This window comes from Paenibacillus sp. fava2, assembly GCF_058313675.1.
The window spans coordinates 5,865,227-5,885,808 of the sequence record NZ_CM177755.1; the positions used below are offsets into that span (position 1 = coordinate 5,865,227).

20 protein-coding genes are annotated in these 20,582 nt (G+C 48.7%); 4 read left to right on the top strand and 16 right to left on the bottom strand.

What is annotated here, in order from left to right:
- Positions 1–13: 13 nt before the first annotated feature.
- From AC4G46_RS25730 to lonB, 15 genes are all read right to left on the bottom strand, one after another.
- Positions 14–700 (bottom strand): CpsD/CapB family tyrosine-protein kinase, encoded by a 687-nt coding sequence (locus tag AC4G46_RS25730; RefSeq protein WP_491125206.1) that lies wholly within the window; start codon positions 698–700, stop codon positions 14–16.
- A complete protein-coding gene (locus tag AC4G46_RS25735) occupies positions 681–1,460 on the bottom strand; it encodes a YveK family protein (protein WP_491125207.1) in 780 nt (259 codons plus the stop codon). The genes AC4G46_RS25730 and AC4G46_RS25735 overlap by 20 nt, the downstream gene beginning before the upstream one ends.
- Positions 1,461–1,564: 104 nt before the next feature.
- A complete protein-coding gene (locus AC4G46_RS25740; RefSeq protein ID WP_491125208.1) occupies positions 1,565–3,556 on the bottom strand; it encodes an S-layer homology domain-containing protein in 1,992 nt (663 codons plus the stop codon).
- Positions 3,557–3,696: 140 nt separating this feature from the next.
- Positions 3,697–4,479 (bottom strand): tyrosine-protein phosphatase, encoded by a 783-nt coding sequence (locus AC4G46_RS25745; RefSeq protein WP_491125209.1) that lies wholly within the window; start codon positions 4,477–4,479, stop codon positions 3,697–3,699.
- 102 nt (positions 4,480–4,581) lie between these two features.
- Positions 4,582–5,157 carry a non-ribosomal peptide synthetase module gene (locus AC4G46_RS25750; RefSeq protein WP_491125210.1) on the bottom strand — a complete coding sequence of 192 codons (576 nt, stop codon included), beginning with the start codon at positions 5,155–5,157 and terminating at the stop codon, positions 4,582–4,584.
- Between the two features lie 131 nt (positions 5,158–5,288).
- Entirely contained in the window at positions 5,289–6,368 is a 1,080-nt protein-coding gene (locus AC4G46_RS25755; RefSeq protein ID WP_491125211.1) for an RNA-guided endonuclease InsQ/TnpB family protein, read from the bottom strand.
- A 2-nt stretch (positions 6,369–6,370) separates the two neighbouring features.
- On the bottom strand, positions 6,371–6,547 hold the full coding sequence (locus AC4G46_RS25760) for a transposase (RefSeq protein WP_491125212.1): 177 nt from the start codon (positions 6,545–6,547) through the stop codon (positions 6,371–6,373).
- On the bottom strand, positions 6,548–7,231 hold the full coding sequence (yihA, locus tag AC4G46_RS25765; RefSeq protein ID WP_491125213.1) for a ribosome biogenesis GTP-binding protein YihA/YsxC: 684 nt from the start codon (positions 7,229–7,231) through the stop codon (positions 6,548–6,550).
- Positions 7,232–7,245: 14 nt separating this feature from the next.
- Complete coding sequence (gene lon / locus AC4G46_RS25770; RefSeq protein WP_491125214.1) at positions 7,246–9,609, bottom strand: endopeptidase La; 2,364 nt, start codon at positions 9,607–9,609, stop codon at positions 7,246–7,248.
- A 291-nt stretch (positions 9,610–9,900) separates the two neighbouring features.
- A complete protein-coding gene (locus tag AC4G46_RS25775) occupies positions 9,901–10,728 on the bottom strand; it encodes a hypothetical protein (protein ID WP_491125215.1) in 828 nt (275 codons plus the stop codon).
- Between the two features lie 60 nt (positions 10,729–10,788).
- Positions 10,789–11,004 carry a hypothetical protein gene (locus tag AC4G46_RS25780; protein ID WP_491125216.1) on the bottom strand — a complete coding sequence of 72 codons (216 nt, stop codon included), beginning with the start codon at positions 11,002–11,004 and terminating at the stop codon, positions 10,789–10,791.
- 46 nt (positions 11,005–11,050) lie between these two features.
- Positions 11,051–11,803, bottom strand: a complete 753-nt coding sequence (locus tag AC4G46_RS25785; protein ID WP_491125217.1) for an SGNH/GDSL hydrolase family protein — start codon at positions 11,801–11,803, stop codon at positions 11,051–11,053.
- Positions 11,804–11,871: 68 nt separating this feature from the next.
- Positions 11,872–12,441 carry a hypothetical protein gene (locus tag AC4G46_RS25790; RefSeq protein ID WP_491125218.1) on the bottom strand — a complete coding sequence of 190 codons (570 nt, stop codon included), beginning with the start codon at positions 12,439–12,441 and terminating at the stop codon, positions 11,872–11,874.
- 338 nt (positions 12,442–12,779) lie between these two features.
- A complete protein-coding gene (locus AC4G46_RS25795) occupies positions 12,780–12,935 on the bottom strand; it encodes a hypothetical protein (RefSeq protein ID WP_491125219.1) in 156 nt (51 codons plus the stop codon).
- A gap of 424 nt (positions 12,936–13,359) precedes the next feature.
- Positions 13,360–15,066, bottom strand: a complete 1,707-nt coding sequence (lonB, locus tag AC4G46_RS25800) for an ATP-dependent protease LonB (protein WP_491125220.1) — start codon at positions 15,064–15,066, stop codon at positions 13,360–13,362.
- Between the two features lie 169 nt (positions 15,067–15,235).
- Between lonB and AC4G46_RS25805 the strand changes: the two genes are divergently transcribed.
- From AC4G46_RS25805 to AC4G46_RS25820, 4 genes are read left to right on the top strand one after another with little or no spacing between them, the layout of a single operon-like run.
- The gene (locus AC4G46_RS25805; protein WP_491125221.1) at positions 15,236–16,699 is read left to right on the top strand and encodes a spore germination protein; all 1,464 of its coding nucleotides are present in this window, start codon (positions 15,236–15,238) and stop codon (positions 16,697–16,699) included.
- A 27-nt stretch (positions 16,700–16,726) separates the two neighbouring features.
- A complete protein-coding gene (locus tag AC4G46_RS25810) occupies positions 16,727–17,935 on the top strand; it encodes a Ger(x)C family spore germination protein (RefSeq protein WP_491125222.1) in 1,209 nt (402 codons plus the stop codon).
- Positions 17,932–18,144: a hypothetical protein gene (locus tag AC4G46_RS25815; protein WP_491125223.1), complete on the top strand. Its 213-nt coding sequence runs from the start codon at positions 17,932–17,934 to the stop codon at positions 18,142–18,144. The genes AC4G46_RS25810 and AC4G46_RS25815 overlap by 4 nt, the downstream gene beginning before the upstream one ends.
- A gap of 28 nt (positions 18,145–18,172) precedes the next feature.
- Complete coding sequence (locus tag AC4G46_RS25820) at positions 18,173–19,324, top strand: GerAB/ArcD/ProY family transporter (protein ID WP_491125224.1); 1,152 nt, start codon at positions 18,173–18,175, stop codon at positions 19,322–19,324.
- A gap of 95 nt (positions 19,325–19,419) precedes the next feature.
- Here AC4G46_RS25820 and ispG read toward each other — a convergent pair whose 3' ends face one another.
- The gene (ispG, locus tag AC4G46_RS25825) at positions 19,420–20,553 is read right to left on the bottom strand and encodes a flavodoxin-dependent (E)-4-hydroxy-3-methylbut-2-enyl-diphosphate synthase (protein ID WP_491125225.1); all 1,134 of its coding nucleotides are present in this window, start codon (positions 20,551–20,553) and stop codon (positions 19,420–19,422) included.
- Positions 20,554–20,582: the final 29 nt, after the last annotated feature.

Consider the following 20,582-nt stretch of genomic DNA (forward strand, 5'->3'; position numbering starts at 1 on the left):
CAACAGAACAATATCAATTACCGTAGTAATAATAATAGTAACCTTCACTGGCTTTACGTTTGACATTATTAAGTACTACCCCAAGCATTTTTGCCCCGACACGATCAAGATTTGCTTTTGCTTTGGCTGCGATATCTCGTTTCACTTTACCGTAGCTAACAACCATGATGACACCATCACTTTTAGAGGCGACAATTTGAGCATCTGTAACTGCCAGCAATGGTGGGGTATCAAACATAATTACATCAAATTGCTGGCGGAGATCTTGTAAAACCATGCTCATCCGATTGGAAGCCATCATCTCTGCCGGATTGGGAGGAATAGGGCCAGAAGTCATAATAGACAGATTTGGCACACCAGATTCCTGAATCACTTCACTCAATTCAACTTGTTGGGATAACAATGAAGAAAGCCCATAACGATTACTGAGAGAGAAAGTCTTATGAGATGTAGGCTTTCGCAGGTCACCATCAATTAATAGTACTTTCTTGTCAGCTTGAGCATAAGCAGCAGCAAGATTAGCAGTAACCGTCGACTTTCCTTCTTCTGGCCCGGAGGAGGTAACCATAATAATCTGAATTCGCTCGTCCACAGAAGAAAAGTCAATATTCGTACGAAGCGCCCGAAAAGCTTCTGATACCGGAGACCGCGGATTCGTCACGGTAATAAGATGGCGTTGTTTATTTGTTTGCTGTGACATGTTCAAGTTCTCCTGCCTTTCTGGATAGCTTCTGAGCCTGTGTTTCTGTACCTTTAGTTTCTTCCTGACCAAGTCTTGTAATCATTGCTATTGTCGGTAGCCCTAAATACTTCTCGATATCCTCTTCCGTCTTCAATGTATCATCCATATATTCTAGCAGGAACGCAATCCCCAGACCGATCATCAACGAAACAATAAAGGCAATCGCCATGTTCATTATTACATTAGGTTCAACTGGACCTGGTGTAACAGGCGGTTCAAGTTTTGCTTCATTTAAAATCGATACGTTCTGTACATTGAACAAGGAAGGAATCTCCTGTTTGAACACAAGTGAAATAGCATTAACCATTTCTGCTGCTCTCTCATATGAATTATCTTGAACGACAAGTGTCATCACCTGCGTATTATTTACAGAACTCACGTTAACTTTTCTCAGCAATTCTTCAGCAGTAGTATTAAATTCCGGATAATTCTGAGCAACAACATCCAGAATAGCTGGTGTTTTGATAATTTCCTTATAAGTATTGATTAACTGAATGTTAGTATTGATTTGATTCAAATCCAGCTGTGAGCCTGTAGTTTGTACCTGCTGCGTCTGATTTACAATAATCTTCGTGGAGGCCTCATATACCGGTTTCTTAATGTATAAGCTATAAATCCCAGCGAGAAGACATACTACAATTACTATACTAACAATCATCCACAGTCTCTTCTTAACAATCTGAAAATAATCGCGCAGATCCAATTCTTGTGCTGACAAGTGAATTTCCCTCCAAGCGGTTTCTGTAATATTTCATTCCATGCTAAAAAAGTGCCTCCTCTCACACTGACGAGAGGAGGCTCTCCACTTGCTTATCTAACTTCTTATTTGAAGTTGATTGTACGATAGATAATAACAGCAGCTTCTGCACGAGTAGCAGTGTCGTTAGGGTTAAACTTACCGGCATTACCAATTACCAGGTTGTTGCTGGCTGCAAATGCTACGCCGTCTTTCAGGGAAGCACTGATCTTCGCTGCATCGGAGAACTTGCTCAATGCAGATGCATCAGTAGTTGCTGCAGGGTTAAGAGATTTGATTGCACGGGCGATCATAGTAGCCATTTCAGCACGTGTAATTGTGGCATTAGGATCAAAGGTTGAAGCATTACGTCCAGTGATGATGCCTTTCTCTGCTGCTACTGCAACATAAGGAGCGTACCATGCTGTGGAAGCTACATCGCTGAAGCTTTCAGTTGCTGTGCTGTTCTCAAGGTTCAGTGCGCGAATCAGCATCTTGGAGAATTCAGCACGGGTTACGTTGCTCTTAGGAGCGAACTTACCGGAACCGATACCTTCAATTGCTCCTTTAGCAGCTACAACTTGAATCTGTCTTCCAGCCCAAGCTTGTACACTAGCGATGTCGCTGAAGGTCACCTTATTCTCAACTACTGCATAGGAAGAGAAAGTATCACGTGGTTCAACGATGTAATCACCGTCAACCACACCACCTTGGAATTGCAGTTCGCCGTATACAATCTTGGCTACAGACAGCAGTTCCTTATCAAGGCCAGTTGTGTTCTTAAGCGGAAGCTTAATTGTCAGTGGCTGTTTGAAAGTAGTAGTTGCAACTCCACCAACAGTCAGACCAAATTCATATACATTGGAAGCCAGTTTCAGGCTAGTGATAGATGTAACAGTAGTATCAGCAACAGTAGCCGCTGTCAATGTAACTGCTGCACCAAACTGCCCTACAGGAATCGTAATAGTCAGACCATTAAAGCTAACAGCGATATTAGCAATACCTTTAGCTTTGGCAGCTTCAATGATTGCTTGAGACAAAGGAACTTCTACTTTTGCAGCATTAACAGTTCCAAGGCTCAATGTGAGTGTAAGACCTGTCTTACCAGCATTAGCCGCTACCAGCGCGTCAAATGCCTTAAGTACATCTGCATCTACCAGCTTCAGAGTAGCAGTGCCATTTACAATGCTAACCAAAGAGGATACATCGTAAGTTCCTGGAGTTGCAACAGGATTAGTAACAGTACCGGAGTTGCCGCCAGTTCCAGGGTTACTAGTATCAGCCTTCAGGTAAGCATTATAGTATGCTTTAGCAAGAACCAGAGCTGCTGCTTTAGCTTTTGCAGGAGATACTACAGCTTCAAGGTTAGTCTTTACAGTTGAAAGGTCGGCTTTTGTAACTTCGAAATCGTTGAGTCCGTATACTACATCCTGAACAGTGGACGTACCCACTTTGACTCCAAGAACAGCAGCTTCAGCCTGCTTGAAGAGTTCACTGCTTGGGTCTAGCAAAGCTGATGCGATAACGGCTTCACTTTTACCTTTCAGGATAGGAATCAATGTCTGTTCAACGCCGGCAGTACCGAAGATGGAGTTGTAAACATCGTCAATTGTCAGGCTAGGAACACCAACATTAGTTGCAATCTTCTTAACGAGTTCTTTATAAGCCGGGTAATTCTCGGATTGCTGAATATCCGTTACTGCGGAAAAATCAGTTGTGTAATAAGAATTAACAACGTCAACATACAGATCAAACAGAAGCGCTTTGTCTTCAGCTGTCAAGAATGTCAGTTTACCAGTAACCGGTGCGAAGGCTGTTTCCAGCTCGGCTTGAGTTACACCTTGAAGCTCTGTACGGAAATCACGAAGAACAGTCTTCTCATCTGCAGTCAGGGAAGAGTATAGTACATTTGCACGAGTCTTCAATGTTTCAAAAATAGTGCTGCTAGTCGCAGCAGAAGCTACACTAACTCCCAGGTGTTTAGCCAAACCTTCGCTGCTGAATGGAAACCCTGCTACGGATGCTGCTGCCATGCTTACTGCTAGAGTTGATACTGCCAGTTTCTTCTTCAAACTCACTTGTCATCCACCTCTTCATATGTATTTATATTCTTTATACTACTGTACTGCCGGATTTGTTGCGCCCAATACCAATGTTTTTTTGATAAAATATAACAATAACCCAGTAATACCCATTCTACCATCATTCACATGATTGGTCACCCTTTACGAGAAAAAAATCCGAACATTTTATGAAGCTTCTTGCCCGAATTACTATAAATAACCCGAATTAACTCCTCATTGTCGATGATTTTTTGCGAATTTTGGCGGAATTTGTCGCAAGCCACATCACCCAGTTCCTTCTCCAAAACTTTGAAGGCTTCACTCAGTCCGAACGGACGATGACTGTTATCGTGTGCATCCGATGCGACAACATGAACCGCGTTCCTGCGGCACAGATCGATAGACAGCTTCTGCAGCTTGCTTCCAAAGGTTCCGGCCAGACTCTGGGCTGTCACCTGACCCACCGCTCCCAGCTCTATTAATCTCTCAAGCTTGACGGGGTTACTGGCAATCTCAGCGTTGCGCTCCGGATGGGCGATGACCGGAACGAAGCCCTGAATCACCAGCTCGTGGCAGGTCTCCTCCATCGTGCGCGGCACACGTGAAGAAGGCATTTCCAGCAGAATGTATCTCGTATTTGCCAGCGTCAGTAGTTCTCCCTGCTCCAGATCATTCAGCAGATCCCCGTAGACACGGATCTCCTGACCGGGAAGTACAAGCAGCGGAAGTTCGGCCTGCCTGATTCTATCATTCAGCAGCTCTACCGCTTGTCCAATGGCCGGGGCGGGATTCATATATACTCCGTTAGCATGATGCGGCGTGGCAACAACAGTAGAAATGCCATCCTGTACAGCATCCTGTGCCATGGAGAGGGCTGCTTCCCAGTCGGCAGCACCGTCATCCATAAAAGGCAAAATGTGGCTATGAATATCTATCATATACTATTTATCGGTCCTTTTCCAGTTGATTTGAATAGATTCGTCAAAAAAATACAACCATTTCACTAGGAAATGATTGCTAAAAATGTACTTTGTTCAAGCTTAAGCTTCCAGGAAAAACATGACTTTTGCTATTGTCGCAAGCTCTTTATCAATCTCACTGCATACCTTATCAGACTGTGCAGCATTGCGTAAATCCAGCAATCTGTCAGCCGTGCGGCGCAGCTCCGTGATCTCCCGCTCTACAGCATCTGATTTATACAAATTTATTATTTCTGACAGGGAATGCTTATGCTGATAGATTAGTTTACTCCCCGAATCCGTCAATTCCGAAATCCGGCGCACAGATCCGCGCTCATAATAATAGACCATAGTAAAGCCTTTATAGATTCTATTCACAGTCCCGGTCCCTTTATAGGTGACGAACAGCTTGCGGACAGCATTATTGAGATGTGAATTGACCACACGGCAGGATAGCGAACAGATGTAGATCCCCCGCTTATTCTCGACTGTGAGGCGTACTTCTTCCCCCCCGGCTTCCTCAAGAACAATGACCTGCTCCCCGCCCCCGGCGACCTTAACCCGGTGGCTGATATAGCAGGTATCGGCTGTGAGCAGAAACTGGTTCATCTGAAATTCTGTCATCTGCAAAGTCGCATTTACATATTCTGTTGCCAATCGCTGAGCCATAACCATCCCTCTATTCTTTGTGATGACTCCCATCCCTAAAGGGAAGGGCTTCTCAGGTCAACGGAAACGGCAACCCATTCCCTCGCTGAAGGCTCCATCCGAGCCTACGCAGTCAATGTTCAGGCTGTGGCTCTTTTCAAAATATTAATAGCAGCATTCACGTCTCGATCCGTGACGAAACCACAATGCAGACAATTGTGCACACGTTCCGTCAGCTCTTTTTTGACGATTTTACCACAATGAGAGCAAAGTTGCGATGTATTACGTGGGTCAACCTGCTTCACGATTCTACCAGCACTCTCAGCCTTGTATTTCGTGAATTGTACAAGTTGAAACCAGCTTGCGTCAGCAATCGACTTTGCAAGATGATGATTCTTGACCATACCAAGCGTATTTAGATCCTCGAAAGCGATCAAACCGAAACGATTTACGAGACTCCTAGACAGTTTATGTGCGTAGTCTTTGCGTTGATTGGCAACATGTTCGTGCACACAAGCCAGTATACGCACTGCTTTTTTACGTCGATTAGACCCTCGCTTCTTACGACTTACAGAACGCTGCATCCGCCTTATCCGCTTCTCGCTTTTGCGTAAGTATTTCGGCGTATCAAACATCTCGCCTTCAGATGTAATAGCAAGATGCCTTAATCCGAGATCAACACCAATCTGTTCCGAACAATCAGGTAACTGCTGTCGCTTCACTTCGGCAGACAGACAAGCGTAATATTTGCCGTTCTTCTGGATGATAGTGCATGTTTTAATCTTGCCTTCCACTGGACGGTGAAGCTTAATCTTAACTTCTCCAATCTTAGACAACCTGAGCTTGTTACGCTCCAGCTTATAGCCGCCCTGCGGATAGGTGAAGCTATCATACTGCGAGGCTGGCTTAAAGCGGGGAAAACCCGGTTTTTCTCCAGCCTTAACCCGACGAAAAAAAGCTTGAAACGTCTTTTCTAATCGTTTGGCAACGTCCTGTAATACTTGGGAGTGAACTTGCTTCAGTGCTGGAACCGCTGCTTTCCGCTCGGTAAATGTATTTGTCTGATCGTAATAGTTGAGACTCTTACCTTCTTTTTTATAAGCAAAGATACGTTCATCAAGTAAACGGTTATACAGCAGTCGGCAACGTTCTAAAGTGAAGTCTATCGCTTTGCGCTGTTCGCCGTTAGGATACAGTCGGTATTTGTACGCGATTTGCATATTCAATGCTCCTTATGTTCTTCAAAATACCGCTTTTTTGGTTCATGCGATAAGCTGCCGACAGCTCCGAAGAAATAGCTATTAGTCCATAGTGATGGAAGCAGGAAAGTAAGCCCCTTGAATTCTTGGCACAAAATACGCGATGTGTACCCTATCAGGTACTCTACAACAGCAGACACTCAGGATTCGATTTCCTCATCAGATTGCGCATTCTTCCCAGAGGTTACCCCCTCAGGTTCAACTTGTTCCAATGGCTCTTCAGTTTCTTCCATCTCATTAAGTCTGCTGTAAGCCTCAATTAGAGCCCACAGCTCCTCACGGCCTAGTCCCAGCTCCGATGAGAACGGAATGAAATTATCTCCCGGCAATACGCCGAGCTCCTGCTTCATGATCTTGATGTGCTTTGGCCAGCGTGTCTTGGGAATTTTGTCTGCCTTGGTCGCTACCACACAGAGCGGCAGATCGTAATGCTTGAGCCAGTCAAACATCATTTTGTCATTACTTGTGGGCGGATGGCGCAGATCCACTACAAGCAGGATGAGCTTCAGCGTCTCACGCTCCTCCATGTATTTCTCGACCATTTTGCCCCATGAGGCCCGCTGAGTCTTGGATACCTTGGCATAACCATAGCCTGGAAAATCGACAAAATACATATCCTGATTAACCCGGTAATAGTTCATATGCTGTGTCTTACCCGGTGTAGAACTGGTGCGGGCCAAATTCTTGCGGTTGATCATCCGGTTGATAAGTGAAGACTTCCCGACGTTGGAGCGCCCTGCCAGAGCAATCTCCGGCAAGGCGTCCGTTGGGTATTGATCAGGGCCTACGGCGCTGATGATAAATTCGGCGTTGTTAACTTTCAAATGGAACTTCCTTTCTAATGCACACTACTCGGCGCTTTACTGCGGATATCTGCCTGCTGATCTACGAGCGCATGCTGGAGTACCTGGTCCATATGGGACACCGGTATAAACTCCACGTCATTACGTACACTCTCAGGAATGTCTTTAAGGTCACGTTCGTTGTCTTTAGGCAGCAGGATTTTTTTGTAGCCGGCCCGGTGGGCAGCCAGTGATTTCTCTTTGAGTCCGCCGATTGGCAGGACACGTCCACGGAGCGTAATCTCACCTGTCATCGCTACATCCTTGGAGACATAACGTTTGGTGAGTGCTGAGATGAGCGCGGTAGCAATGGTTATGCCGGCAGACGGACCATCCTTAGGTATTGCACCTTCAGGAATATGAATGTGAATATCGTTCTTCTCGTGGAAGTCCGGGGCAAGTCCCAGCTCCTCAGCCTTGGAACGGGTGTAGCTGAAGGCAGCCTGTGCGGATTCCTTCATGACATCGCCCAATTTACCGGTAAGCGTGAGCTTGCCTGTGCCCTGAACCACTGTTACTTCAATCAGCAGTGTATCTCCGCCGACTTCAGTCCACGCCAGTCCGGTGACTGTACCGATCTGATCCTCCAGCTCTGCCATTCCGTAGCGGTATTTGGATTCACCCAGATATTCCTTAACTTCCTCAGGAAGGATCGTAACCTGCTCCTTCTCGCTGGATACAATCTGCTTCGCAGCCTTACGGCAGAGCGCGGCAATCTGCTGTTCCAGGTTACGCACGCCGGATTCCCGCGTATATTCGCGGACAATCTTCAGCAACGTGTCGTCCTCAATTACGAGCTGTGCATCCTCAAGACCGTGATTCTTACGCTGCTTCGGCAGCAGGTAACGGCTGGCAATCTGCAGCTTCTCAAGCTCTGTATAGCCGGGAATATACAGCATCTCCATCCGGTCGAGCAGCGGACGAGGAATGTTGTGTACCGCATTCGCTGTGGTCACGAACATAACCTTCGAAAGATCAAACGGCAGCTCTACAAAGTGGTCGCTGAACGTATTGTTCTGTTCCGGATCGAGCACTTCGAGTAAGGCAGCGGACGGATCGCCGCGGAAATCAGAAGCCATCTTGTCGATTTCATCGAGCAGGAAGACCGGATTAAGGCTTCCGGCTGTCTTCATCCCCTGGATGATCCGGCCCGGCATGGCGCCGACATAAGTACGGCGGTGGCCGCGGATCTCGGCTTCGTCACGCACACCGCCCAGCGAAATGCGGACGAACTTGCGGTTCAGCGAACGGGCGATGGAGCGTGCCAGTGAGGTTTTACCGACGCCCGGAGGCCCTACCAGACAGAGAATCGGCCCTTTCAGCTCCTTAACCAGCTTCTGTACGGCTAAGTATTCCAGGACACGTTCCTTAGGTTTCTCCAGACCGTAGTGATCGGCATCGAGCACCTGTTCCGCTTTTAGAATATCCAGATCGTCTTCGGTCTCTTCGCTCCAAGGAAGACCAAGCAGCCAATCCACATAGTTGCGGATAACGCTGCCTTCGGCTGAGCTCGCAGGCATTTTCTCCAGACGGTCGATTTCCTTCTCGATCTTCTCCTGCACCCGCTCCGGCAGGTTCTTCTCCTGCATTTGCGAGCGCAGCTCTTCGGCTTCACCGGCCCGGCCTTCCTTCTCACCGAGTTCCTTCTGGATCGCTTTCATCTGTTCGCGGAGGTAATATTCCTTCTGGGTCTTCTCCATCTGCTTCTTCACACGCTGGTTGATCTTACGTTCAAGCTCCAGCACTTCACGCTCATTATTGAGAATGTCGAGCAGCTTCTCCAGACGTTTGCTGACATCGATGGTTTCCAGAATCTCCTGCTTATCCTTGATCTTCAACGCCAGGTGGCTAGTAATGACATCAGCCAGACGCCCCGGCTCTTCAATATCGGAGACAGCAGCCAGCGTCTCTGGAGTGACCTTCTTGGATAGCGTAATATAATGCTCGAATTGGCTAAGCACCGTGCGCATCAAGGCGTCGCTCTCCTGATCGACATCCTCCTGCTCCGGCAGTTCGCGCGCCATAACCTCATAAAACTCCTCATTATCTGTATAATGAATAATTTCGGCCCGTTCCACTCCTTCAACCAGCACACGGATCGTGCCGTTCGGAAGCTTCAGCATCTGCCGCACATTAGCAACAGTACCAACCCGAAAAATATCTTCTTGTCCAGGCTCCTCAATATTCACTTCTGACTGGGAGCAGAGGAGAATCAGGTTATCTTCAACCATAGCTTTTTCCAGTGCACGAACGGACTTCTCGCGCCCTACATCAAGGTGCAGAACCATGCTAGGGTACACAAGAAGACCTCTAAGCGGCAATAAAGGAAAACGACGACCTTTGGATTTGTTCGGCATCATCGCTTTCGCACCTCCCATGGTTCTCAAGTTATGTCATATACATCATTTTAACAAAAGCAGGTTGAAAACACCAACTGGGAAGCAAGTGTTTAAAAGCAGACCTATCACATTATGTATTATTTGTGGTTAGCGATAATAATATGTCAAAAGCATTGAGCTATTCTGATTATGTTTGCCGACATTCAGTTTTCAAATAAAAAAGCAGGATAATTGCTCCTGCTTTTTGGATTGCTATGTAATGGCATTATTTATCGATCTTGTTAGTGAACAGTAATCTCCGACTACAATATACTAACTTTTCAAGTATGTTAATTTTTCGTCAATAACTTTAATGTTTCCTACGATATTTAAACTTAAGTCGTTTGGCATTCTTTTATAGCCATCCACTACTTGAACATTCAATACTTTCAGTTTTTCTCTTGCAATATCTGGTCTAAAACATATGTTTATAGATGGTTTATTTGCTACAGAAGGATAACTCCAAGCATCCTGTACGTCTCTTGGCGGGAGATCAAAGTAGTCCTTTGCAATAATTTCTGAAACTTTATACAAATACTCATTTCCAATCCCCACTTCTCTAGTAAATTCTTCTTTAAGAAAATTGTTAATAATCCTTAATTTCAACCTATCATTACTACTGTATGAAGAAAAATCATCATCGTTCCCAATACGTACTGCCTTAATTTCATCAATTACTTCATAAGTAATTAAAGTGAAAGAATCGATTTCGTTCACTTTAGTTTCCTCAATTGCTGTTTCAATATCAAAACACGCGTACAGCAAAGATTCGTGTGGCTTGTTTAATCGCATATATTTTACAAATTTACTGGGTGGATTCCACAAGTCCTGAATTATATTTAATTCTTTATTTGGAATATCACAATTTTTGAGCTTTCTTATTCTATAAACTAAAGTACCAGTTTTAAAATTGTTCATATAAGATAACAGTACCGACCTATTATCGAACACTAAAACTTCCAAAATCTCTTTTCTTATTTCTCTAACTGACATTTTTTTAATGTTTAAGTTTCTGAATCTGTCGATTTTATTTAAAAGTATGTGCACATCTACATTAAACAAATAATCCTGCATGGTGATGCCTGGTGGTAAATTAACCATTTTGAAACTTCCTCCTAAATATTAGTAAGTCAATAATAACATTTAGGAGGATAATTTAAATTAGATTTCTGAACAAATTATTGGGAAGTAGTACGACCAGCCTATCCCATCTTCTCCTCTCAATAAGTAAGAAGGGTCGTTGCAATTTGTTAGTTCAAGCCATTTTTCTATAGCTTTATCTGCGGTGGTCTCATTGATTTCTAAAATATCTTCTTCATGAAAATCTGGATCCTCTAGAGTACCACCTACTTGAATAAAAACCTTGAACTTTTTCACTCTGAGATCGCCCTCCTTAATCTTCACTCTGTTCGCCGATAGTTCGTTAAAATCTGCTGACCAAAGCGCCTGCCACCTTTTCGCCAATGCGTTGCCGTCCGAGTGCGTTAGGGTGTGTACCGTCATCGGCAGGAAAATAATAATCTCGATTAAACTTATTGAATCCAAGATCGTAATAATTATCTAATGCCGGTATATGATACTCTTTCGCCACATCAATTACTCCCTGAACGAAATCCGTAAGCTTTAATCCTCTACGCACATAGTTATCACTGTTTTCTGTTTCACTAAATGTCCGGTAAATAGGAGTTAAGACCATAATCTTTAAATGAGGGTAAGCAGGAATCAGTTTTTCTAAGGTATATCGAAGCGCCCCTTTAAACGTCCATCGTTCAAGTGGGTTTGTATCATCCATTCCTGTATCATCATTGAACCAATCATTGGTTCCGTACGAAATCGTGATATAATCAACGGCATTGAAATCAATGCCTTTTAGAGTTGCTAAGTGCGCATCAAAATATGCCGGCATCTCATTCGATGTATCGTCAATCAAGGCTTGATCCTGCAAAGAAAAATCACCTGTCGCCACAGCATCAGCAAGTCTGTACATCGAAAAGGCATCCCAATAACCATAGTGAGCGCTCATCCGGCAACCGCCGAAACCGACATTATAAACCGTCGCCCCTGTTTTACTGGCAATATATGCAGACACACTTGATGGAGCTTCAAAGTTTCCGACAATACTGTCCCCGAAATTAACGATTATTTTCCGCCCAGAGGTTTGTTCACTGGAGTCCAACCTGTAAATGATCCATAATTCAGTGATTTAATCCGAGAATAAATAATGCCGTTGATATCCTGGTAAAACTACGTACAGTATGTCCCAGCATCATTACTCCAAACATGTAAAAGCGCTGTGGTTCCCGCTCCGTTTGGTCGGTTCACCGTCGCTCCCGTTGTAATGTAAGTGCCTGTATTGGAAAAGGCGTCCAGGTCATCAGTTTCATCTAATGCGCCGCTATAGTTGTAGTTTAATGCCAATTTTGTATTGGTTACGCTTCGATCGAACAATTCATTTTTTAATGATGTCCATTCGCCAAATCCTCCATAGTTTAAGGTCCTTATCCGGGAGTAAATATTTCCGTCAATATCTTGGTACAATTGTGTGCAGTACGTACCGGCATCATTACTCCAGACATGTAACAAAGCGGTTGTATGTGCATCAGGGGGTCTATTAAAGGTTGCTCCCACAGTAATGTAGGTCCCCGTGTTAGTAATGGTGTCAAGGTTTTCAGTACTCAACACACCTGCATAATTATAGTTTGTAGCTAATCTCGGATAAGTGACACTCTTTTCCGCGAGTCCCGTGCTTTGGTACGTTCCACCTACTGTCCACGCCGCTCCGTTCCAGTAGTACCAGTTTCCGTCTGCCGTCACAACATAAATATTCGTGTTACCGGTAGGAAACGCAGCCTGTAAGGCTGAGACCGTTGAGTATACACCCTTTGGCGACCGCTCGTCACTGCGGCAATCTGGTTATTGACGTCTGCTATATTGGCTTTTAGGGCTAGGTTTGCGTTTGTGACTTGAAGCGCGGTTTTATCGGCTTTGTCGTCCCCAAGCAATGAAATCTGCTCCGCCGTTTCCGCCAACGCGCATCAAACTTTCTATTTCCATCTATTACTTGACTGATCCACAAGGAGCATCATCTATACCCCATTCTTAGTAAAAAACCACTTAAACCTCATCCTCCGGTCACATTAAAAAAAGACGCCTCACGGCGTCCGGCTCAATCTATAGGATCTGTATGAATGCTCGCGGGCTTTCATCAGCAGCTCTTCTCTTTTGGCGGGAACGAGGCAATCGGCATAAAGAGTTTCGTAGTACCCGGCCAGAAAGTCATTCCATCTGCGTCTCCATTCGTGTAACATAAGAATCCCCCCTTAGCTGGATTGTTAGTATTGATTATTAACCAATTCTATGAGGGATTAAGCGAAAATAGTACGACCAGCACAAAAAGCCGGACATGATTCCTCCGGTACTGGACTGCTGGTATTACAGTATGTACATCGCGTGCTGCCGGGGCGAATGCGGAAGCTCAGCTAACTGGATTCTATCCAAGAATATTCGCCTTAACCGGCAGCAGGAAGGAAAACAGAACCAGCAGGATGATCAGAAGAGCAATAATATACTTTCTATGTAACAGCTTGTTCAGCATACCCTGTACTCCTATTCACTAATTTCACAACATCTTTATATAATACCTGCAAATTCCCAATTATGTAAGTAAAATTTGTTGCTTTAACTGACAAATAAGGCTGCCTCTGAGAGACAGCCTCCATATTCTTTCGCGTCTTATGCCTGCGCACTTTCCCCCGCAGCATCCGCCTTGAGCAGCGAAGCCGCAGAGAACGTCTCGCCCGATACTGCCGGCAGGCGGATGTCAGCGGTGCCGGAGCCGAACAGGTGACGGAAGACCTCGTCAACGGTGTCGACGGGGATGACCTGAAGGGGTGCAACGTCGGCAAATAAGGACTGCCAGTTATCCTTCGGGATAAAGACAGTGGTCGCGCCGGCCTGGAAGGCGGCTTCGACCTTGGCGATGACGCCGCCGACCGGCTTCACCCGGCCGTGGATGCCAATCTCGCCGGTGATGGCGACGGTGTTGTCGACCGGCAGCTGGCGGATGGCGGAGACGATGGCAACAGCCATTGCTACGCCGGCAGACGGGCCGTCAATCGGCGTGCCGCCGGGGAAGTTCACATGCAGGTCGTAGCGGTCCGGCTCCAGGTTCATCATGCGCAGCACGGTTAGCACGTTCTCGACGGAACCCTTGGCCATACTCTTCCGGCGGATCGTCCGGGAGCCGCCGCCGATCTCTTCTTCATCGACTACGCCGGTGATGTTCAGCCTGCCCTGCCCGTTCTTCGCCAGGGCGGCGGATACCTCAATCTCCAGCAGCGTGCCCATGCCCGGCCCGTAGACGGCAAGCCCGTTGACCAGCCCGATCTGCGGGGAGGTCGGTATTTTGCGCTCAGTGCGCAGCGGCAGCTGGCTGCTGCCCGCTACCCACTCCACTTCCGCCGCGCTCAGCGTGTCCCGCTGCTCGGTCAGCGCAAGCCCGGCGGCCAGCTGGATCATATTCACGGCTTCACGGCCGTTAGTCGCGTATTGCTGGACTACAGCCACCGCTTCCGGACTCGGCTTCAGACCGATCTTCTGGATCGCATCCCTGGCGATCACCTCAATCTCCTCCGGCAGCAACGGCCGGAAATAAATCTCCATGCAGCGTGAACGCAAGGCCGGAGATATTTCATCCGGTGAGCGCGTAGTCGCTCCAACCAGCCGGAAATCAGCGGGCAGGCCATTTTGGAAAATGTCATGAATATAAGCCGGCGTGTTGCTGTCCTCCGAGTTATAGTAGGCACTCTCCAGCAGTACCTTGCGGTCCTCCAGCACCTTGAGCAGCTTGTTCATTTGAATAGGATGCAGCTCCCCGATCTCATCCAGGAACAGGATCCCCCCGTGTGCCTTCGTCACTGCCCCCGGCTTCGGCTGCGGTACTCCGGCAATCCCCATCGCGCCGGCCCCCTGATAAATCGGATCATGCACCGAGCCAATCAGCGGATCGGCAATCCCCCGCTCGTCAAAACGTGCCGTAGTCGCATCAATCTCTGTAAACTTCGCATCATGCTTAAAAGGAGAGAGCGCGTTCTTCTTCGCCTCTTCCATTACCACCCGGGCTGCTGCGGTTTTTCCTACTCCCGGCGGTCCGTAGATGATTACATGCTGAGGATTCGCGCTGCAGAGCGCCGCTTTGAGCGCACGCAGCCCGTCCTTTTGCCCGACAATATCTCCGATTGAGGCCGGACGTGTCTTCTCCGAGAGCGGCTTGGTCAGGGAGATCATCCGCATTTTCCGCAGCTTGTCCAGCTCCTTGCGCGACTCCCGGTCCACCGCAGTTTTGTTGGTCTTTTGTCCACGCAGCAGATTCCAAAAATAAACGCCGATAACCAGCGCGAAAAAGAGCTGCACGATCATCAGCAATATACCTAATTCCATAGGTTACCCTCCTGTTTCATTCATTTCTATCTCTTCGGCCCAATTGGCTGCTACTAGGTAGTATAGCCGTTTCAGAAATTAGTAAACGCGCAGGCGATTCAGACTGCACTATTTTTTTGCATACTACCCTATACAGGCGGAAATACTGAGCGGACAGGAGGAGATGGAAATGACTGAGAAGCAGCATCCGGAAAAGCGGCAGGAGCAGCTGCCGGGTACGCAGGCGCTTTTTCTGGAGGAGATGCGCGGCCGGCTGGGGAAGAGCACGGATATTATTTACCGTTTTCTCGCGCTGGGCCCTTTCTCCGCTGCTGCTGTTTTCATAGAAGGAATGGCCGATCCCCAGGCGCTGATCGAGGCGCTGCACCGCGATTTGCCTCTATACTCGGAGATGGACGGGGCAGAGCCTGCCCGGGGATTGAAGCTGCTGAAAGAACGGACGATTACGCTCGGCAAAGTAGGAGAAGTCCACACACTTGCGCAGATTGAAGCGGAAATCCTTAGCGGCAACACGGTTCTTTACATTGAAAAAGCTGCATTCGCCCTGTCCGTCGGGACCGAAAATCTGAAACAGCGTGCTGTAGAGGATGCCGCCTCCCAGGCTGTCGTCAGAGGTCCGCGTGAGGGCTTCACGGAGTCACTGCGCGAGAATACTGCGCTTGTCCGCAGACGGATTCAGAATCCGCAGCTGCGGATCGAGGAACAGAAGCTGGGTGAGACCACCCGTACCGCCGTTTCCGTCATGTATATGGAGGACAGAGTGGATATGGCGGCGCTGGAGGAGCTCAGACGCAGGATGAACGCTGCTAAGCTGGACAGTGTCCTGGAGAGCAATTATATCGAGGAAATGATTCAGGACAAGCACTACAGCCCATTTCCCACCGTGTACAATACCGAACGGCCAGACGCAACAGCTTCAGCCCTGCTGGAAGGCCGGATCGCCATTCTCGTAGACGGCACGCCGTTTGTGCTGATTGTTCCGGCGCTGCTCGTTCAGTTTTTCCAGTCCAGCGAGGATTATTACCAGCGCAGTGATTTTGCCAGTCTGGTCAGGCTGCTCCGCTACCTTTGCTTCCTGCTCGCCCTGCTGACACCGTCCTTTTACATTGCTATTACGACCTTTCATCAGGAGATGATACCCACCAGCCTGCTGATCAGCCTGATCGGCCAGCGTGAAGGCATTCCGTTTCCGGCTTTTCTGGAGGCCTTTATTATGGAGGTTACCTTCGAGATTTTGCGTGAAGCGGGCATCCGGCTGCCGAAGTCCATTGGACAGTCGGTCTCGATTGTCGGAACACTGGTCATCGGTCAGGCTGCTGTTGACGCCGGACTCGTCTCTGCCGCCATGGTTATTGTCGTCGCCATTACCGCAATTGCCAACTTCGCCCTGCCGGCGTTTAATATTGGCATCTCTGTGCGGATGCTGCGGTTTGTGCTGATGGCCATTGCCGCCTCATTCGGCCTGTACGGCATGGTAATTGCGCTCATACTCCTCGCCCTGCACCTCTGCAGCCTGGAGTCGCTCGGCGTTCCTTACATGAGCTCCTTTGCCCCGCTCCACCGGAGAGCACAGAAGGATACCTTTGTCAGGCTGTCACAACGGATGAAGAAGCGGTACTTCGGGCGGAGCTGATTATGGCAGAAAGAGGAGGGCTGTCTTTTGAAAACAAAATCTCTCGGCTGCATCCTGCTGCTCATCTGCCTGACCGTTCTCAGCGGCTGCTGGAGCCGCAGGGAGCTCAATGATCTGGCCATTGTCATGGCACTCGGCGTGGATCTGGATAAGGATGGTTATGCGGTCTCCGCACAGGTAATGAACCCCGGCCAGGCCGACAGCCTGTCCGGCGGATCAAACGGCAGTCTGCCGGTTGTCACCTATAAGGCTACAGGCAAAACGATGCCGGAAGCACTCCAGCGCATGCTAAGTACCACTCCGCGCACTCTGTATCTGGCCCATGTCCGGGTACTGGTCTTCGGAGAAGCCTATGCCAGGCAGGGTGTAGGCGATGCCATTGATTTTCTGACCCGCAACCATGAGCTCCGTACCGATTTCTTTCTGCTTGTAGCCAAGCATACGGATGCATTCCGAATTCTGGATGTCATTACCCCCTTTGAACAGATCCCGGCCAACTCCCTCTATTCCTCCATCCTTGTCTCGCACAAGAACTGGGCAGGCACCGGAAAAGTGACGCTCCAGCAGTTCATTGTAGAGCTGGAACGCGGCGGCTCCAACCCGATCATGTCCGGGGTTCAGCTGCAGGGCGATACTTCTGAGCAGGGTTCTGTCAAAAATGTACAGAGCGTTATCCCCCAATCCCTGATCAAGCAGGCCGGCATCGCCGTATTCAAAAAGGACAAGCTCATCGGCTGGCTGGGGGAAGCACCAAGTAAAACCGTCAATTATGTGCTGAACGAGGTATATACGACTGAAGGCAACGTCGATTGTCCGGACGGCGGTGTCGCGGGCTTTATCATCACCGATGCCAAAAGCCGCATCAGAATTTCCATTAATGAAATGGATGAGCCCGAATTTGTCATCCATCTAAAAGCGGAAGCCAATCTCACCACGCTGCACAGCAGGCTCGATCTCAGCCAGACAGCCAGCATCAAGGAGCTGGAGCAGCGGATGGAAGAGAAGTTTGATAATCTGATGGCTGCCAATATCAGGCTGGTTCAGGAGAAATTCGACTCTGATATTTTTGGGCTGGGCGAGGAGCTGCACCGGCAGTACCCGAAGCTGTGGCGCAGCTACCGCAAGCATTGGGATGAGAGCTTTCAGTCGGTCAAGGTCAGCGTCAAATCCGATGTCGCCATCCGGCGGATCGGTTCAGTCGTGCAGCCGCAGCAAAAGGAGATGGAGCAGAAATGAGCTGGAGCCTCTTTTTAGTAATATCACTAATTGTGGTCCCCGTCTTCGAAACGCCGCAGCTGGTCAGGTTACGCTCGCCTAAGGATCTGCTTGTCTTTTACGGGATATGGGCGGTCGCCCTGGCTTCAGCCATCGGTATGACGGCCGGATTCCCGCAGTGGAGGGTGCTCGACTGGGCCCGCAGCATTGTTCAGCTTTTTCCGGGCTGATTCATTATGAGTTGAAAGGAGGCTACCTGTGAAGCGCCAAACCGGGATAAGCGCATTGCAGTTCTTCATATTGACCTTCGGTCTAACCATAGGCACCTCTATTCTCGTTGTCCCCAGCGGCGTGGCTCATATCGCCAGAGAGGACGCCTGGATCGCCTCATTAGTCAGCATGGCAATCAATCTGCTGATGGTTGCGCTGTATATTGCCCTTGCCAGGCTCTACCCCGCTCAGTCCTTGTACGAAATTCTGGAATCTGTTACCGGAAAATGGCCGGGCAAGCTGCTGACACTGATCTACCTGTTCTATTTCATCTCACTGGTCGGCACTCTGCTGGGCAATCTCGGCTTCTTCGTCTCCGGCGAGGTGATGGCGGAAACGCCCCCGGAGGTGGTGCAGATTATTTTCCTGGTTGCCGCCATTATCAGCGCCCGCAAAGGAATCGTCATCCTGGCCCGGGTCGGGGAGCTATTCTTCCCGTGGGTAGTGCTGCTGCTGCTCATTCTTATTCTGGCCCTGACTCCGCAGATTGAATGGAATTATATCAAGCCGGTGCTTGAGGACGGTTGGCTGCCGGTGCTGCAGGCCGGTCTGCAATCCTCTGTTTTTCAGGAAGTGATTGTGCTGATGGTCTTCCTCCCGCTGGTCAAGCAACAGAAATCCCGTGAACGCGCCTATCTTCTGGGAACTGCTGCAGGCGATCTTGTCCTCAGTGCCATCGTTATGCTCAGCGTGCTTGTGCTTGGCATTGAGCAGACGGAGAACAGCACCTTCCCTGCCTATGCCCTGGCCAAAACCATTAATATCGGCAACACCCTGCAGCGGGTCGAAGGCATCCTGATCACCATATGGATTCTGACTTATTTCATTAAAATCTCCGTACTGTTCCTATCGATGCTCCAGGGGCTGCGCAGCATATTCAGGCTGAAGCGGCAAAATCATCTGATCTATCCGCTGGCCGCGCTGTTCATGATTATTGCCTGGAACACCTACACCAACACCGTGTATGTCAATGACATTATCGCTACGGTATGGATGAAATTTTCTTCGCTCTTTCTGATTATCGTGCCGGCCGTCCTTTACCTCATAGCCTTGGTCAGGGTGAAGCTGCTTAAGCAGAAGCTGCCGGAGAGACCTGCAGGCAGCCGGACGCAGCAGCCGGAAAGCCAAAAATCCCCTTAGACTTCGGACTCTCCGGAACCTAAGGGGATTTATTATGAAAAACGTATAGTTAAATGAGTACCCTCTTGCAGGATCGCATTTCAGGTTCAGCAGTCTTAAGCATTTCCCGGCTGCACAGCCGGCGCCAGATTGGCATGCTTCCGCCCCGGAATTTCGCCTGTCCGTTCAAAATGCTCCACGATGACGTCAATTTCCTTCTTCAGCTCGGATACCAGCTCGGCTTCAGGCACCTTGCGGATCATCTGGCCGTATCGGAACAGCAGGCCTTCACCGCGGGCACCGGCAATGCCGATATCTGCTTCACGCGCTTCTCCGGGACCGTTAACGGCACAGCCCAGCACCGACACCTTTATCGGCACCTTGAGCTTGGAGATATACTCTTCCACTTCATTCGCGATGGAAAAGAGATCGATATCCAGGCGTCCGCAGGTCGGGCAGGAGATGAGCGTAGCCGCATTGGAAATCAGGCCAAAGGTCTTGAGCAGCTCACGCGCTACCTTCACCTCTTCTACCGGGTCAGCACTAAGCGAGATGCGGACAGTGCTGCCGATACCCATCGAGAGCAGCGCACCAATCCCTGCTGAGCTCTTCACCGTTCCGGCGAACAGCGTGCCGGACTCGGTAATCCCGAGATGCAGCGGATAAGGGATGACTTCTGCCGCCTTGCGGTAAGCTTCAATGGCCATAGGAACATCCGAAGCCTTCAGCGAGACGATAATATCGTGGAAATCCAGCTCTTCCAGAATACCAATATGATACAAAGCACTTTCTACCATTGCTTCCGGTGTAGGGTAGCCGTATTTCTCCAGAAGATGGCTCTCCAAAGAGCCGGCGTTAACGCCGATCCGGATTGGAATGCCCTTCTCTTTACATGCTTTGACTACTGCCTCTACCTTGTCACGGCGGCCGATATTGCCGGGATTGATCCGCACCTTGTCGATGCCGTTCTCAATCGCCAACAACGCCAGCTTGTGGTTGAAATGAATATCCGCTACGAGCGGAATATGGATCTGCTTCTTAATCTCTTTAATCGCTGCAGCCGCTTCTTCATTGTTGACGGTTACGCGCACGATCTGGCAGCCCGCTTCTTCCAGACGCAGAATTTCAGCCACTGTAGCTTCTACGTCAGCGGTCTTGGTCGTACACATGCTTTGAATAGCAACCTCGTTGTTACCCCCGATAATTACGCCGCCGACTTTGACGGGCCGGGTCTGGTGTCTCAAGAACATGGTTTCTCTCTCCCCCATAACGGTCAAAG